The sequence below is a fragment of the Providencia vermicola genome (assembly GCF_020381325.1).
Taxonomy (GTDB): Bacteria; Pseudomonadota; Gammaproteobacteria; order Enterobacterales; family Enterobacteriaceae; genus Providencia; species Providencia vermicola.
On record NZ_JAGSPI010000007.1, the window covers coordinates 143,388 to 159,180 of the forward strand.

Sequence of the window (15,793 nt, forward strand, 5' to 3'; positions counted from 1 at the left end):
ATGTAAAAATGAAAGTAATCTAAATTAGGCTTTTTAAAAATATCAAAAAAAATAAAGTTAATATAAAACAATATATTATAAATATAATTACCTTAGTAATATATTGCTAATTTATATGAAAAATAGGATATATCGGCCGTATTCGGCCGACATGAGGTAAATTATAACTTAATGCCCATAGTGCGAGTAATTTCAGATAGGCCTTCACGCTCATAAAAACGAATCGCATTATGGTTTTGTGCTAATACCGATAGCTCCATGTGGCTAAACTGCTTATTTCTCGCCCAGTTTTTCATGCCATCAAGTAATTGATGCCCTGTTTTCTCACCACGAAAATCTGGGGAGACAATCAAATCAAAAACATAGGCGAAATCCCGTGGAACCATGCAATTATAGGGGGCCGCAGATTGGTGCTCGGCAATACAAAACCCTTTAACTTCGCCTTCAAATTCCGCGACTAATAGATGAAATTTATCATCAACAATGGCATTTTCAATAAATTCTTGTGATTGTTCAGCCGGCTTCATGCGCTCAGGGTCAAGTAAGGCCATTTCCGTAAACAAAATTTGATAGAGGGATAAAATAGCATTTATATCATCATGTGTTGCTTCTCTTATCATCATTTTCCCATTATTTTTACGCAGATTAATCGTATGTTTTCACTGGTGGTGCAATATAAGATTCGAAACTATCAATTAACGCTGCTGGTGAATCATTGACAATCGCCATATGACGATACTTTTCGTGTAAAAAACCTTCATCCGCCATTTTATTTGTCATATCAATTAATGGCTGCCAATAATTATTGATATTAAACAACGCACAAGGCTTGGTATGCAGGCCAATTTGGCTCCATGTAAACACTTCTGCATATTCTTCTAACGTGCCATATCCACCTGGTAAAGCAACAAAAGCATCCGCCAGCTCAATCATTTTATTTTTTCGCTGATGCATTGTTTCAACTTTATACAGTTCAGTTAGGTTCTTATGTGAAATTTCACGCTCTTCGAGCAATGACGGTATAACTCCTATTGCCTTTCCACCTAACGATAAAACAGTATCTGCGATTGTCCCCATGATACCGACACTGGCACCACCATATACTAATGCAATGTCACGCTTGACCATCTCTTTTGCAAACTCAATGGCTTTTTGCTGGTAAATTTCATGTTTACCCATGCTAGAGCCACAATATACTGCAATACTTTTAATTGTTCCCATTACGTCCTCGTTTTTTATTTTATTATGACTTTTTAGTGAAAAAAGGATTATACGGGAGCGTTAAAGAAGCTCAACCCAGATTATTTGCCATAATAAAACCCTATTAATCTCTTTTTATACCATTGCTATTTCACTAAACCAATATCGATTTCCCTATATCACATTTTATCCCCCATCAGCGAGTGCTATGAGGTAATAAACAAATATAAAGCAGTCTTATTTTATGCGATAATCCTGTGAAATTATTTTTCATCGTAATATTTTAATTTTTATTTAACACGAATCACTGTTATCGCGTGTTTACTGACTTAGTGACGTTTTTCTGAGGTTTTATTATTTATGTCTGCCGATACCAAAAAGAGCGCATTTCCACTATTACCAATAGGGTTATTATTACTAGCAATGACCTCAATTCAAAGTGGCGCTTCTTTAGCTAAAACACTATTTCCTCTTATCGGCGCTCCAGGTGTAACAGGCTTACGCTTATTGCTGGCCACTATCATTTTGTTTGTTATTTTTAAACCTTGGCGCTTGAAGTTTAGAAGAAGCTCATTGGTTCCATTGTTAACGTACGGGCTATCCCTCGGAACAATGAATTACCTATTTTATCTATCCCTTGAACGCATCCCTCTTGGGATTGCTGTCGCACTGGAATTTACAGGCCCATTAGCGGTTGCGATGTTTTCTTCCCGCAGACCTATCGATTTTTTGTGGATTGGGCTGGTTATTGTTGGGTTACTCTTTTTGCTACCTATCGGTGATAACATTAATTCCATCGACCCACTCGGCGCTATTTATGCGCTAGGGGCTGGCGTATGTTGGGGAATTTACATTATATTTGGCCAACGTGCAGGTGCAGGTTACGGCGCAGCAACCGTGGCAATTGGTTCCTTTATATCTGCTCTGATTTTCTTCCCTATCGGACTTATGCAGACAGGCTTTGAGGTGATGTTTGACCCAGCAATTTTACCCCTCGCTTTAGCCGTTGCCATCTTATCGACAGCATTTCCTTATACCCTTGAAATGATTGCCTTAACACGCCTACCAGCAAAAACGTTTGGCACATTAATGAGCCTAGAGCCATGCATGGGCGCATTCCTCGGCATTGTTTTCTTGCAAGAGCACCTGACATTAACCCAATGGCTGGCTCTGCTGTGTATTGTTTGTGCCTCTATCGGGTCAACATCCACAGCCTCACCGAAATCAAAAATTGAAGAAGTCTCATAGAAAACAAATAATATCTTGTTTTTTGAAGCATTAATTAGGTTAATAAACTTATTCTCTCGGTTTATTAACCTGTTATCTTGCCATTAACATTTCATTTTTTTGTCATATTTATTTATTAAAATTGTTTTAAATTAATATAACTTTGACCTATCGCACTTATTGCAAAAAACAATAAATCTCCAGCAGCCACAATAAAATCAAGTAGAATAAACCATATCGAATCGGCCTATTAAATTAATCGTTTATTACACTATGACAAATTAAACCGATTACTTTATATTTATTAACAGATGAGGTTACCAAGCAGTTTCAATATTTAAAAAGAGGATGAACCATGAGCACAGCCAAATTATTTAAAACATCTTCAACTGAACTTCTATATACACGTAACGACTTGGAAGATAGCGTAAAATTAGAAACCATTGGCATTTTAAATGTTATGGTTGTTCACTTTACGGATCTCTCTTTAATGACAAAACAAGCTCACTGGAATATGCGTGGTCGCAATTTTATTGCTGTCCATGAAATGTTAGATGGTTTTAGAACCACTTTAGTTGAACATTTAGACGAGTTTGCAGAGCGTGCTGTCCAATTAGGTGGGGTCGCAATAGGGACAACACAAGAAGTTAACCGCTTTACTTCATTAGAAGCTTACCCAATTAATATCCACAGCGTACAAGACCATTTAAAAGCGCTCGCAGACCGTTATGCTGTTGTCGCAAATGATATTCGTAAAGCTATTGATGAAGTCGAGGATGAAGATACTGCAGATATGTTTACCGCTGCATCTCGTGATATGGATAAATTCCTTTGGTTTTTAGAAGCAAATATTGAGTAATGTCATACCATAGAGTCAATTATAATTGACCTGAAGGCCACTTAATTGTGGCCTTTTATTATTTATAACCTAATAGATATTCAATATTTTCTACTTTTTATTTATTACCTTAGGCATTTCAGGTTGTTCTATTGGGAAAATAGGTAAAGCATTTAATAAACGTTTACCATAATTTTTTGTCAGTAAGCGTTTATCATAGATAATAATTTCACCGTAACATTCATGACTACGGATTAAACGCCCTGCTTGCTGAATTAAATTAAAGGAAGCACTTGGCAAGCTTTGCACCTCAAACGGATAGCGTTTTAACGATTTTAACCAATCCCCTTCGGTCACGATAACTGGATTGGTCACAGGCGGAAATGCAATTTTATGAATATGCACTTGTGTTAAATACTCACCTTTTAAATCAAGCCCTTCTGCGAAGGACTGTAAACCAACCAACGCACTTGCTTGCCCCTTACGAATTCTTTCACAGTGAGTTTCAACCAAACGATAACGTGGCTGATCTCCTTGAACTAACAATTGCAAGCGCAAGTCTTTTACATGTTCAAGAAACCCTTCCATTGCCCTTTGGCTACTAAATAACACCAAAACACCACGGTGCTTACCTTCGGTGAATTGCTCACGAAAAAATGCTGCCATTTCAGCAAGATGTTGTGATTCAGTGGTTATTGTAGGTTCATATTCCATTTGAGGAATAATAATTTTCCCTTGCTCAACATGATTAAAAGGCGAAGACAACGTCACAAAATGGTCATCATTTTTTTCCGATAACCCCGTTAATTCCATAAACCTTGAATAACTATTTAAGGAGCGAAGTGTTGCTGATGTAATGACAATATGAGGCACATTACGCCATAATAGATGCTGTAGCTGTTCACTCACTCGAATGCCTGCGCAATGCATAAAAATACGTGACTGATTCTTTTCATAGCGGCGACTTAACCATTTCGAAACTGGCGCGCCTGAACTTTGTTCAAGTGCGGCTAATCGCCAAAGTTTTGCCATATTCTCGAAATAGCCCATCGCTCTGCTCGTTGTTAATATAGAACGATGTAAACGTACGATGTCTTGTTTTGCAGTTTGCTCCGTCAAATCATTCAATATTGATTCCGCTAAACCTTTTAATGCATCCGTCTGTTTAAAAAGATCTTGGCAACACTGTTGCATTGCCTCAGGCAATACACCTAGCGGGAAAAGATACTCACTTTCTTTTGATGTTTCAGGTAATACTGCATTTGCTAATAAAGAAAAATCACGAAATGCCTCACGCAGCTTTTCAGCATGCTGTTGCAATTTATCTGGATTTGCCAATTTAGGGGGCTTCACTGGTCGAAACTGCGCTAAATATTGCCCCACATGGCTCATAAAATTATCCACTTGTGCATTCAATTGCACTAATGTGATTTCACCTTCAACCTCTAAAGCATCCCGTGCTACATCGGGTACATGGTGCCCCTCATCCAAAACTAATAGTAACTTTTTAGGATCAGGTAACACCGATTCGCTTTCCATCGCCGCCATCACTAAAGCATGATTTGCCACGACGACATCAGCATCTTCAATTTCACGCCTTGCAATAAAAAATGGGCATCGTTGATAGAACTGGCAATTACGACCTAAGCAATTCATTTTGTCCGTGCTAACTTTACGCCACAAGCTGTCTGGAAAAGCCCGTTTGTGGTGATCCCGTAAACCGTCCCATATAAAGGAATTGAAGTCATTACGTAATTGCTGACAAATTGCCCGCTCTTCGCTATTGGCTATCTCCGTTTTATCTTCCACCAGTAGCATTAAATCAATTTGTTCGCCTTCTGCGGCACAAATAGCCTCTAAATTTCTTGGGCAAACATAACGTGCACGCCCAAATGCACCCGTAAATTTTAAATCTGGGATAATTTTGCTCAACAACGGCAAATCTTTACTAAAAATTTGATCCTGTAATGCCACATTCGCTGTACTAACAACGAGCGTTTTCCCTTCTTCCCTACCCACTGCAATACCTGGAATTAAATAGGAAAGCGTTTTTCCTACTCCGGTGGGCGCTTCGATAACTAAATGACGCCCACCGTCATCCGCTAAGTTTTTAGCAACTTCCGCTATCATTTGGCGCTGCGGCGCACGGGAAACAAACCCATCAATTTGTGATGACAACCCTTTATACCACTGGGTTATTTGCTCTTTAATTTTGTTTGATAGGGACATAAATTACGTTGATGACCAAATGTAAGATGTAAGGTAACGAAAACCACAACGGCAGGGAAACACGAAAAATAACTTTTGCCAACCGCTTCGCAAAACTACTGTATTAAAACCCATTATACATAAAAATTGGGAAGCCTTTTGCAAAACACCAATTCAGAGGCAGAAAAAATCGCTTTTAACTTGTTTGCAACACTCATCCAGTTATACTTTGGGTTCTTATTTCTACGCAGGCTATAAAAAATGAAAAAGGTTGTTATCGCACTTTGCGCATTATGCGCTTTTGGTTCCGTAGGCGGCATCGTCCTTGCAGGGATGAACATCTACACTCGCTCCACAACCCCGATAGAACAGGGGCAACCACAATCACCATCATTACTGCCTGCACCAAACCAAGTTCAATAGTATAAAGTGGTTTATCAACCCAGGACGGAGATAACTTATGTACAACGATTATTTTGTAACCCCTCAATGGCTTAATGCACATCTATCTGATGGCAATATCATTGTACTTGATGCTTCGTCTCCACCACCAACTGCCCCTTATGATTGCCGACAGCACTATTTAGAAGAGCACATTCCAAACGCGCAATTTTTCCATCAAGATGAAATCGCCGATAAAACATGCGACCTACCGCATATGCTGCCAAGTTCAGAAGTCTTTAGCCAAGCAGTTGGTTCGATGGGAATTGATAATGACACTCAAGTTATTATTTATTCACAGAATAATTTATTTTCATCACCACGCGCTTGGTGGACATTTACAACAATGGGATGCAAAAACGTAAAAATCCTTGCAGGAGGAATCGAAGCTTGGAAAGCTGAAGGCTTTGCAACACAATCGGGTGAAGTGACACCTCCTGCGCGCAAGCAATTTAAAGCATCCCGTAAAGATACAAACGCGTTAAACCAACAGCAAGTTATTGATGTTGTTAACGAAGGTCAAATACAAATTATTGATGCTCGAGCAGCTCCCCGCTTCCTAGCGCAAGCACCCGAACCTCGCCCAGGCTTACGCATGGGGCACATTCCAGGAAGTAAAAATGTTCCATGGGACTTGTTAGTTGCGAATGGCGAGTTTAAATCCCCTGAAGAGCTAAAAGCTATCTTTGCAGAGCAAGGCGTAGACATTCAAGCTCCATCAATCACTACTTGTGGCTCAGGAATGACAGCCGCTGTTGTCCTTATGGCATTAACACTATTAGGTAACGCTAATGTACGTCTATATGACGGCTCATGGGCAGAATGGGGCCAAGATAATGGCTTACCAATAGAACCTTGATTTTTTAGCTTATATAATAAATAAGCCACTCATATTGAAGTGGCTTATTTAAGAAAGTTTTTTGGTCTATCAGGACTATTTTGCAAATATCCCTGCTAAAAATAGCACAACGATGGCACCAATCACTGCAACGACAAAGCTACCAAAGTTAAAACCATCAACCTTACCTTTGCCAAAAAACGTGCTGATATAACCACCAACGACTGCCCCAACAATCCCTAGCACCGTTGTCATAATGAAACCCATATGATAAGTGCCAGGCATCAACCACTTAGCTAAAACACCAGCTATCAAACCAAAAATAATCCACGCAATCACGCCCATTTAAAGCCTCCCAAGACTAGGTTTTATTTAACAATAGCTAAAAAACATGCGACCATAGGCATTAGATATACCTACCATATAGTTTAAGTAAAGACCTTATAAGCGAAATTCGCAAATAAAAATAGTAACTAAACAGGATTGTTTACAATTAATGGTTAACAACTCGCATAATTACCGCTGCAATTTGTTCTGCATTTTTCAACGCCCTAACCTGTGAAAATAATTCATCGGCTTCTTGGTATTCTTTGCGTAAATAACCCAACCATTGTTTAATCCGAGCAGCATGGTAATGGCCTGTATCACCTAACTTTTCGAGTTCCGTGTATTTCAGTAGTAGAGATTCAACCTGCTCCCAAGGCATCTTTATTTCATTATATTTAATGACACGGCTAAGGTTTGGAGTATTAAGTGCACCTCGGCCGATCATAACAGCATCGCAGCCTGTTACTTCAAGACAACGCTGAGCACTGTCATAATCCCAGATTTCACCATTCGCTATTACTGGAATTGATAATCGATGTCGAATTTCACCAATCGCTTGCCAGTTAATACGCTCAGCTTTATAGCCATCTTCTTTTGTACGTCCATGAACCGTTAATTCCGTTGCCCCAGCTTGTTGAACAGCATCCGCAATTTCATGAGCGAATGAAATACTATCCCAACCTAAACGTACTTTAACTGACACAGGAAATTCTTTTGGCACGGCTTCACGCATCGCTTTTGCTGCCCGATAAATTAAATCTGGTTGCTTTAATAACGTTGCACCACCACCGTGACCATTGACTGTTTTTGAAGGACAACCACAATTTAAATCAACCCCCCATGACCCTAACTCAATAGCTCGATAAGCATTTTCAGCTAGCCATTGTGGGTGCTGGCCAAGTATTTGAACGCGCACAAGGGTTCCCGACAATGTTCGACTTTGATGTTTGAGTTCAGGGCATAAACGGTAAAATGTTTTTGCTGGTAATAATGTATCAACAACTCGCACAAATTCACTGATGCAAAGGTCATAATCATTGACCGCAGTTAATAAAGAGCGAACAAGGGGATCTAAAACTCCTTCCATAGGAGCTAATAAAACACGCATAAATGGCTCACAAAAACAACAAAGGTAAAAATCAATTTTTACAGGACATATTGGCCATAAGATAGCTCAATATGTTCACATGGAAAATAAAGGCACGAATTTGAGCTGACTATAATACATTTTCTTGGCTAAATAAGTATAAAAATGAACGTGCTTTGCAATGACAAAAAACACCTCAATAAGTATAACTTACTGAGGTGTTTTTCATTCAAAATATGAACAATTAAACGATAGTAAAACAACCATCGATTATTAAATCAGCACCAGAGGTATAACTTGCAGCGTCAGATAATAAATAAATGACAGCACCAGCAAGCTCTTCAGGTGTCCCCATTCGTTTAAATGGGATCATTTTAACCCATTCATCCTGCCAATCTTGTCTTACCGTCGCCGTCATTTCAGTCCGAATATAGCCAGGGCTAATTGAATTAACGCGAATACCAAGCTGGCTCCATTCAACTGCTAAAGATTTGGTTAAATGCACGACAGCCGCTTTTGATGCATTATAAGACGCTTGCTCTTGTGGAATATTCACGATAGTCCCAGACATCGATGCTGTGTTCACAATACTACCTGGTTTATTATTTTTGATCAGATAACGAGCGAATGCTTGAGCAACAAAGAAAACACCATTTAAATTAACATCAACAATTTTACGCCACTCGTCAGGGGCGCAATCAACTGCCGGCTTATGCAAGCAAATCCCTGCATTGTTAAATAATAAATCTAAGGTACCAAAATCAATTCCAACGGACTCAATGCACGCCTTCACATTTTCAGGGTCTACCACATTGCAGCGATAAGCTTTTGCTTTGATATGATAATTTTTTTCTAATTGCTCAGCGATATCACTGGCATCAGCAAGATCAAAAATAGCAATATCAGCACCTGCATTCGCTAAATATTGTGCAACAACTTTTCCAATACCTTGCTTACCACCAGTGACAATGGCAACTTTCCCTTTTAAAGAAAAAATATCACTACTCATAATCGCACTCTCCATAATGGATAATTATTTGCTCGTTTTTTTACAGGAAATAAACTCTAATTATTAGCTCACTACCTAGTGTTCTTACAATTTTACTTTTGATTTAATACTTTCTAGCATCACAGCAATAATAATAATGATGCCCTTAACCACTTGTTGGTTATAACCAGAGATATTCATCAGGTTCATCAAATTAGAAATAATACTTAAAATTAAAACGCCAATAATCGTGTTAATAACTGTGCCTCGCCCCCCCGCTAAACTTGCACCACCCACAACTACCGCAGCAATAACATCTAATTCAAAACCAACCGCTAATACCGGAGAACCAACACCTGTTCTTGTTGTGGCTAAAATTCCTGCAACCCCACAGGCTAACCCACTTAGCGCATAAACAGCTAACTTGTAATAATTAACTCGAATACCTGCAAAGCGTGTTGCCGTTTCATTTGAACCAATTGAAACTACTAAACGACCAAATACCGTATGCTTATATAAAAATTGAGCTAGTAAAATAAAGATACCAAATACGTAAACAGGTAAAGGGATCCCAAATAAATAACCAGTACCAAATTCGATTAATGCAGGGTCATCAATAAATACAGGCTGTCCTTTTGATATTATCAACCCTAAGCCCCGAGCAATTGTCATCATTGCTAATGTGGCAATAAATGGTGCGATATTAAACCAGGTCACTAAAATGCCTGCAAAAGCACCAATAATGGTTGCCATAATAATACCAACGGCTAATGCGGGCCATAGACCAATATCAGGGATCATTAATGCAACAACCACAGAAACTAAGGCCATAATTGCACCAACGGATAAATCAATTCCCCCTGTTAAAATAACAAATAGCATACCTAGTGTAGCTAGCCCGAGAGGAACGCTTTGCCTTAATACGTTAGTAATATTATCTGCACTATAAAACCGATCCGATAAAAAACCCGCAACAACAAGCATGATAATAAAAACAAGTAGTGTTGAATTCTCGCCGATCAACTTTGCTATTTTTCTTAATAAAGATGATTGATTATTCGATTTATTTTCCACACTCAAATTTGAGTTTTCTAGTGTTTCCATGGTGTATCCTTTTTATTTTTATCTGTAACTTAGATTACAGCGCTACATTTAAAAATGAGTTAATTTGCCATTGCAGCTGTTTTTTCATGTTTGACAATAGCGTGACGCATGATATTTTCTTCTGATAGTTCACTTTCTTGTAACTCAGCGGTAATTCGCCCTTCACTCATAACGTAAACACGATGAGAAAGTGAAATGACTTCAATCATTTCCGATGAAATAACAATTACTGAAAAACCTTTTTTCGCTAATTCATTAATTAAGTGATAAATTTCAACTTTAGCGCCAACATCAACACCTCGAGTGGGTTCATCTAAAATTAATACATCACAGTTTGTATTTAGCCATTTGGCAATAACGACTTTTTGTTGGTTCCCACCACTTAAACTCGAAATTGGGTTATCCATATTATTAAATTTAATTTTTAACTTATCTTTAAAAATGCTCGCTAATGCCCGTTCTTTACTAACCCGAATAACACCTTTTAATTGGCAAATAGAGCGTAACTTTGTCAAACTAATATTTTCACGAATAGGTCTAGATAAAATTGCGCCTTGAATTTTTCTATCTTCTGGAACTAATCCAATACCTTTGCTCATTGCATCACTTGGGTGGTGAATAATAATTTCTTTATTATCTTTAATGATTCTACCCGACATTGTTTTATCGATGCCAAATAAGCATCTTGCAATTTCCGTGCGTCCTGAGCCGACGAGCCCAGCTAGACCTACAATTTCACCTTTTTTAACATAAAGATTAATATTATTAAGTAAGCTTTTAGTGGATAAATTTTCGACCTGCAAAGCAATCTCATTACTTGGCATATTTTTAACTGGGTATAGATTTTCAAAACTTCGCCCCACCATACCTGTAATAATATCGTCCTCTGTACACGTTTTAGGATCCAGTTCTTTAGTCGTTTCCCCATCTTTAATAACCGTAATTGCATCCCCAATTCTAAATATTTCTTCTAACCGATGGGAAATATATAAAATAGTGACACCTTGTGCCTTTAAAAATTTCAATTGGCTAAATAAAATATTAATTTCACGCTCAGATAATACTGCTGAAGGCTCATCTAAGATTAAAATATTAACATCTCGAGCCAATGACTTCGCTATTTCAACCATTTGTTGATATGCAACACTCAGTGTTTTAGCCTTAACGGTGGGATCAATATCAAAACCTAAATTTTTTAAAACATGACTAGCACGTTTATTTAATAATTTTCGGTTTATAGTCGCTTTCCCAAAACCAAGGTCCCCCAGAAAAATATTTTCGGCGACAGTTAGCTCAGGTGAAATAGCAAGTTCTTGGTAAATAATACCAATTTTATGTTGTCTACTTTGCTTTGGTGTCGTGAAGTTCACTTCTTCACCATTAATAAAAACTTGCCCACTATCTTTTGTATATATTCCAGATAGAATTTTCATTAATGTTGATTTTCCGGCTCCATTCTCACCTACAATTGCATGTATATCACCCCGCTTAACTTTAAGGTTAATATCTTTTAAGGCATGAACCCCACCAAAACTTTTTTTCACACCCTTTGTCACAATTGCATATTCTTCCATCATAAATACCTTTTGCTTTATTAACTATGATAGATTTTTAGAGGTGCGGTATTCAATTACCGCACCTCACGCACTTAATTAATACAGTGCTTTTTCATCATAATATTTCTTAACATTATCTTTATTAATGACAACTGGCGTGATGTAAGAATAATCAGGGAATTCTGTTTGGCCTGCTTTATGCTTAGCAATAACATCGATAACAGCAGATGTTAGTGTATCTGGGTTATTTGAAGATGTTGCTTGCAATTCACCACGTGAAATCGCTTCAAGTGCTTTTTTATATCCATCATTCGAGAAAATTTTCACGTTATCTAATTTGTTTGCGGCTTTCAAAGATAAAACTGCACCTAAGACCATTTCATCAGATTCGGTATAAACACAATTAATTTTATCTCCTTGTGCAACGAGCAAATCTTCCATCGCTTTAAGACCACCTTGCTGGTCCCAATTTCCCCAACCTTGGCTTAATACTGTTAGATTTGTTTGGTTATATTTTCTAAGTTGTGCTTCCATCACACCACGAACAAAGTTTGCTCGACGTGCTTCACCGACTAAATTACCTTGATTCCCACTGATAAAGACACAGTTCATTGGATTTTTACCAAATAAATCAACTGCATACTCTCCCATTAAGACATTATTTTTTCCGTTATCAGCCTGAACACGTGTTATGACAGGAGCACTTAGTGGAATATCACTGTCTAAAATAATGGTTGGAATACCTTTATTTTTTGCCATATTCGTAATACGAATACCTGCTTCTGGGTCTTGTGGATTTAAAACTAAATAATTAATTCCTTGAGATAACATATCCTCTACATCTGAGATTTGCTTATTTAAATCCCCGCGTGCATCTGTCGTGATTATTTCATAACCTTTTTCTTTAGCATGCTTTTGCATGTATTGATCAAGCCCATTAAAAAATGCGCCATTTAATGTTCTATTCGCAAAACCAATTTTTATTTTATCTTCAGCATTAGCTAAACCTGTTGAGAATGCAGAGACAACAATAGTACAAAGCAATAATTTATTAATAGCTTTCATTATATTTACCTTATATGTAGGGATGGTGCTTTCTATTATTTTGATAACTATGTAACTAAATTTTCCTAATGCCTTTATTATTAAATTTAATTGATTAAATAGACTGAGCGAGTAACCTTTCTTCTACTTCGGATAAATCAGGTAACGTGCCAGCCCCTAGCTTTTCAACACTCACAGCCGCATAGGCAGATGCAAAACGGGTCGCTAAACGGATTGAATCTCCCATTGCTAATCTCGCCGCTAATGCACCATTAAATGCATCTCCAGCACCAGTCGTATCAATAGGTTGTGAAGGAAAACACGGAATAATCATTTTCCCTTCATCATCAGATAACAATGCCCCAAGCGAACCCATTGTGATAATGACGTTTTTACATCCTTTAGCGTGGATTAAGTCGGCAGCTCGGCTCGCACTTTCATAATCCTCCACTTTGCACCCTGTAATTAGCCATGCCTCAGTTGAGTTAGGTGTAATTAAATCAACCTGTTGTAACATCTCACTCGTCACTGGCTGCCAAGGCGCTGGGTTTAAAATGACAAAAGCATTATTCGCCTTGCCAATAGCAATCACGCGCTCAATAGCTTGTAAATTATTTTCTAATTGCACTAATACAACATCAGCACAAGAAATTGTTGGCTCACATTGGGTGATTTCATCGTCTGTCACTGTCATATTTGCGCCGGGGTCAACGGCTATCATATTTTCAGCATCACCATCACGCTCAGCGACATAAACGAGTGAATTTCCAGTTGAAATTTCATTCGTTACCAATAAGGTAACTGCATTAAAACCAACTGACTTTAGATGCCTACGTGCATATTGCCCAAAAGCGTCCTCACCTATTTTTCCGATATAATGGACATTTGCACCTGATTTTAAAGCCGCCGTTGCTTGGTTTGCTCCTTTTCCACCTGCACTTGTCATACTGCTGTTTGCAACAAGTGATTCACCTGGAAATGGGAAACGAGATACTCTGGCAACCATATCAAAGTTAAACGAGCCAAATACACATACTTTTCCTGCCATAATTAATCCTTAAAACTAAGCATAATTCAGTGAGGTAAGAATATCTTCTTGCATCGTTTGCCACGTTTCAGATAGCGGAATACCTTTTTTAAATAACCCACTACTTCCCATAATTAAAACTTGCCCACCTGCTTTTAATAAGGCTTTATACGTGTTTTTATTACAAGAACCATCAACCTCAATTAAGAATGAATAATTCCCTTCTGCTTTTTTCTGATTCAAAGCATGGATTTTCTCTACCATTTCAGGAATAAACGCTTGCCCTGCATACCCCGGATCAACCGTCATCACAGTTACTTTATCAATTAAATGAATATAAGGATTTAACACCTCAATACTTGTCGCAGGATTTAAAACAATCCCAACTTTTTTGCCCTTATTACGAATATGATTAATCACTCTAAATGCATATGAACTTATAATTTCCGCATGCAAAGAAATACTGTCAGTTCCAACAGAAATTAAATCATCAATAAAATCCATTGGGTGTTCTACCATGAGGTGAACATCAATGGGTAGCTGTGTGTAGGGTTTTATTTGTCTAATAAAATCAACTGACAATGCCAAGTTCTTGACATAATGCCCATCCATTATATCCACATGCAGCATATCCGCATTATCATTTAAAAATGATAATTGCTCAGATACTTTCATCATATCGATACACATTAAAGACGGTGAAATTAAGTATTTCATCTTTTCATCCTAATAAATATTTTATTTAATACAATGCTGCCTCTGACATATATAAATTCAGAGTTTTATTATTTAATTATAAGTTTAATTAATCGTAATAACTTTAACGTTATGCCACGTCATTTCTTTTTGGAATAATGGGTCATCAAATTTTTCAGTAATTAATAGATCAATATCACCAAATCCACAAACTCGAGCTGTTCCTATCTTTCCAAACTTACTTTGGTCAACTAATAAAACAATTCGACGCGATATTAAAAACATTTGCCTAAGGAGTGCTGCATGAGCTTCACTATCCGCATAAATGCCTCTGTCTCTATCAATTCCTTGGCAGGAAAAAAATAGTGTATCGACATTCTGTTCATTAATTTGTTTGATTGTCGTTTCACCAAAAAAAGCTTCTTCTGCAACAGAAAATTCCCCACCTAACCCGACGACACGCGTCGATGTCCGCGGCATCAGCGTTTGAATAATCGCAACAGAAGGCGTTACAACTGTTAATTCAAACTCCGGAAGTTGCCTAGCTAAGAACCAGCTGCTGCTGCTACCATCTAATAAAATAATTTGCTGTGGTTGAATAAAATCCAACGCAACTTTCGCCATGCGTGTTTTATTTTCTATATTTAATGCCGTTCGAACTCGGAATGCGCCTTGTTTTACTGAAGGTGGCATTTCTTGAGGTGCATAATAGGGTATCAACGACGTTTTTAGCTTATTTGACAACAACGCCCCACCATGGCTTCGATTCACCATTCCTTGATGTTCAAGGTCTGTTAAATCTCGCCGCACTGTCTCCCGAGATACCTGTAGACGCTCGGCCAAATCATTAACACGCATTGCACCATGTTCTTGAATGAGGGCAACAATAGCGTTATGTCTTTCGAGTTGTAGCATATTTGTCCCCTTTCAATATGGTGATGAGTATAGCCGTATCAATTCATGATTACTGAGCCGTTTTTCTCATAACGTTAGGATCAGGGGAAAAAGCCATTTTCTGTGATTTTTATCTCAGAAAACACAAATTCCCCCTAACTTAGCGATGCTGTATCGCTTAATAGTTTGCATATCGGTCAAATACGGGCAAATACAAAGAAAAATACAAAAGCCCGTATTTACCCGCATAAACCCGTTTATGCCCGTTTTGATAATTCACTGATGAAATTAATTTGTTTTATTAAAATTTGAAAGGGA

General features: G+C 37.9%; 16 protein-coding genes. 4 read left to right on the plus strand and 12 right to left on the minus strand.

Annotated elements, in window-relative coordinates:
• Nucleotides 1-161: 161 nt before the first annotated feature.
• Entirely contained in the window at nucleotides 162-620 is a 459-nt protein-coding gene (locus tag KDJ85_RS11790; RefSeq protein WP_225819844.1) for a GNAT family N-acetyltransferase, read from the minus strand.
• A 25-nt stretch (nucleotides 621-645) separates the two neighbouring features.
• The gene (locus tag KDJ85_RS11795; protein WP_206085364.1) at nucleotides 646-1,221 is read right to left on the minus strand and encodes an LOG family protein; all 576 of its coding nucleotides are present in this window, start codon (nucleotides 1,219-1,221) and stop codon (nucleotides 646-648) included.
• 339 nt (nucleotides 1,222-1,560) lie between these two features.
• Here KDJ85_RS11795 and rhtA point away from each other — a divergent pair, with 339 nt between their 5' ends.
• Together rhtA and dps are read left to right on the plus strand one after the other, a co-directional pair.
• Complete coding sequence (gene rhtA / locus KDJ85_RS11800; RefSeq protein ID WP_225819845.1) at nucleotides 1,561-2,448, plus strand: threonine/homoserine exporter RhtA; 888 nt, start codon at nucleotides 1,561-1,563, stop codon at nucleotides 2,446-2,448.
• 334 nt (nucleotides 2,449-2,782) lie between these two features.
• Nucleotides 2,783-3,286 (plus strand): DNA starvation/stationary phase protection protein Dps, encoded by a 504-nt coding sequence (gene dps / locus KDJ85_RS11805; protein ID WP_206085362.1) that lies wholly within the window; start codon nucleotides 2,783-2,785, stop codon nucleotides 3,284-3,286.
• 90 nt (nucleotides 3,287-3,376) lie between these two features.
• Here dps and dinG read toward each other — a convergent pair whose 3' ends face one another.
• Nucleotides 3,377-5,494, minus strand: a complete 2,118-nt coding sequence (dinG, locus tag KDJ85_RS11810) for an ATP-dependent DNA helicase DinG (protein WP_225819846.1) — start codon at nucleotides 5,492-5,494, stop codon at nucleotides 3,377-3,379.
• 240 nt (nucleotides 5,495-5,734) lie between these two features.
• Between dinG and KDJ85_RS11815 the strand changes: the two genes are divergently transcribed.
• Together KDJ85_RS11815 and sseA are read left to right on the plus strand one after the other, a co-directional pair.
• Nucleotides 5,735-5,896 (plus strand): hypothetical protein, encoded by a 162-nt coding sequence (locus KDJ85_RS11815; RefSeq protein ID WP_206085360.1) that lies wholly within the window; start codon nucleotides 5,735-5,737, stop codon nucleotides 5,894-5,896.
• Between the two features lie 37 nt (nucleotides 5,897-5,933).
• Nucleotides 5,934-6,773, plus strand: coding sequence for a 3-mercaptopyruvate sulfurtransferase (gene sseA, locus KDJ85_RS11820; protein WP_225819847.1), 840 nt, complete (start codon nucleotides 5,934-5,936; stop codon nucleotides 6,771-6,773).
• A 75-nt stretch (nucleotides 6,774-6,848) separates the two neighbouring features.
• On the opposite strand, the gene KDJ85_RS11825 is transcribed toward sseA, so the two are convergent.
• The 9 genes from KDJ85_RS11825 to KDJ85_RS11865 all read right to left on the minus strand — a co-directional run bounded on the left by KDJ85_RS11825 (nucleotide 6,849) and on the right by KDJ85_RS11865 (nucleotide 15,496).
• Entirely contained in the window at nucleotides 6,849-7,097 is a 249-nt protein-coding gene (locus KDJ85_RS11825) for a GlsB/YeaQ/YmgE family stress response membrane protein (RefSeq protein ID WP_004256598.1), read from the minus strand.
• 148 nt (nucleotides 7,098-7,245) lie between these two features.
• Nucleotides 7,246-8,187 carry a tRNA dihydrouridine(16) synthase DusC gene (gene dusC / locus KDJ85_RS11830; RefSeq protein ID WP_225819848.1) on the minus strand — a complete coding sequence of 314 codons (942 nt, stop codon included), beginning with the start codon at nucleotides 8,185-8,187 and terminating at the stop codon, nucleotides 7,246-7,248.
• A 223-nt stretch (nucleotides 8,188-8,410) separates the two neighbouring features.
• Nucleotides 8,411-9,175, minus strand: coding sequence for an SDR family oxidoreductase (locus KDJ85_RS11835; protein ID WP_225819849.1), 765 nt, complete (start codon nucleotides 9,173-9,175; stop codon nucleotides 8,411-8,413).
• An 84-nt stretch (nucleotides 9,176-9,259) separates the two neighbouring features.
• On the minus strand, nucleotides 9,260-10,138 hold the full coding sequence (locus tag KDJ85_RS11840; protein ID WP_377210616.1) for an ABC transporter permease: 879 nt from the start codon (nucleotides 10,136-10,138) through the stop codon (nucleotides 9,260-9,262).
• Between the two features lie 179 nt (nucleotides 10,139-10,317).
• Nucleotides 10,318-11,832, minus strand: a complete 1,515-nt coding sequence (locus KDJ85_RS11845) for a sugar ABC transporter ATP-binding protein (RefSeq protein WP_225819851.1) — start codon at nucleotides 11,830-11,832, stop codon at nucleotides 10,318-10,320.
• A gap of 78 nt (nucleotides 11,833-11,910) precedes the next feature.
• Nucleotides 11,911-12,879 carry a substrate-binding domain-containing protein gene (locus KDJ85_RS11850; RefSeq protein ID WP_206085354.1) on the minus strand — a complete coding sequence of 323 codons (969 nt, stop codon included), beginning with the start codon at nucleotides 12,877-12,879 and terminating at the stop codon, nucleotides 11,911-11,913.
• Nucleotides 12,880-12,973: 94 nt separating this feature from the next.
• The gene (locus KDJ85_RS11855; protein ID WP_225819852.1) at nucleotides 12,974-13,906 is read right to left on the minus strand and encodes a ribokinase; all 933 of its coding nucleotides are present in this window, start codon (nucleotides 13,904-13,906) and stop codon (nucleotides 12,974-12,976) included.
• Nucleotides 13,907-13,921: 15 nt separating this feature from the next.
• On the minus strand, nucleotides 13,922-14,602 hold the full coding sequence (gene alsE, locus KDJ85_RS11860) for a D-allulose 6-phosphate 3-epimerase (RefSeq protein WP_225819853.1): 681 nt from the start codon (nucleotides 14,600-14,602) through the stop codon (nucleotides 13,922-13,924).
• Between the two features lie 84 nt (nucleotides 14,603-14,686).
• Complete coding sequence (locus tag KDJ85_RS11865; RefSeq protein WP_225819854.1) at nucleotides 14,687-15,496, minus strand: DeoR/GlpR family DNA-binding transcription regulator; 810 nt, start codon at nucleotides 15,494-15,496, stop codon at nucleotides 14,687-14,689.
• Nucleotides 15,497-15,793: the final 297 nt, after the last annotated feature.

Excerpts from the sequence above, each read along its gene's own strand:
- dinG (WP_225819846.1), bottom strand. The coding sequence starts at position 5,494 with ATGTCCCTATCAAACAAAATTAAAGAGCAAATAACCCAGTGGTATAAA.
- KDJ85_RS11815 (WP_206085360.1), top strand. The coding sequence starts at position 5,735 with ATGAAAAAGGTTGTTATCGCACTTTGCGCATTATGCGCTTTTGGTTCC.
- KDJ85_RS11835 (WP_225819849.1), bottom strand. The coding sequence starts at position 9,175 with ATGAGTAGTGATATTTTTTCTTTAAAAGGGAAAGTTGCCATTGTCACT.
- KDJ85_RS11865 (WP_225819854.1), bottom strand. The coding sequence starts at position 15,496 with ATGCTACAACTCGAAAGACATAACGCTATTGTTGCCCTCATTCAAGAA.
- rhtA (WP_225819845.1), top strand. The coding sequence starts at position 1,561 with ATGTCTGCCGATACCAAAAAGAGCGCATTTCCACTATTACCAATAGGG.
- KDJ85_RS11790 (WP_225819844.1), bottom strand. The coding sequence starts at position 620 with ATGATAAGAGAAGCAACACATGATGATATAAATGCTATTTTATCCCTC.
- KDJ85_RS11850 (WP_206085354.1), bottom strand. The coding sequence starts at position 12,879 with ATGAAAGCTATTAATAAATTATTGCTTTGTACTATTGTTGTCTCTGCA.
- alsE (WP_225819853.1), bottom strand. The coding sequence starts at position 14,602 with ATGAAATACTTAATTTCACCGTCTTTAATGTGTATCGATATGATGAAA.
- dps (WP_206085362.1), top strand. The coding sequence starts at position 2,783 with ATGAGCACAGCCAAATTATTTAAAACATCTTCAACTGAACTTCTATAT.
- KDJ85_RS11855 (WP_225819852.1), bottom strand. The coding sequence starts at position 13,906 with ATGGCAGGAAAAGTATGTGTATTTGGCTCGTTTAACTTTGATATGGTT.
- KDJ85_RS11795 (WP_206085364.1), bottom strand. The coding sequence starts at position 1,221 with ATGGGAACAATTAAAAGTATTGCAGTATATTGTGGCTCTAGCATGGGT.
- sseA (WP_225819847.1), top strand. The coding sequence starts at position 5,934 with ATGTACAACGATTATTTTGTAACCCCTCAATGGCTTAATGCACATCTA.
- KDJ85_RS11845 (WP_225819851.1), bottom strand. The coding sequence starts at position 11,832 with ATGGAAGAATATGCAATTGTGACAAAGGGTGTGAAAAAAAGTTTTGGT.
- dusC (WP_225819848.1), bottom strand. The coding sequence starts at position 8,187 with ATGCGTGTTTTATTAGCTCCTATGGAAGGAGTTTTAGATCCCCTTGTT.
- KDJ85_RS11825 (WP_004256598.1), bottom strand. The coding sequence starts at position 7,097 with ATGGGCGTGATTGCGTGGATTATTTTTGGTTTGATAGCTGGTGTTTTA.
- KDJ85_RS11840 (WP_377210616.1), bottom strand. The coding sequence starts at position 10,138 with ATGCTTGTTGTTGCGGGTTTTTTATCGGATCGGTTTTATAGTGCAGAT.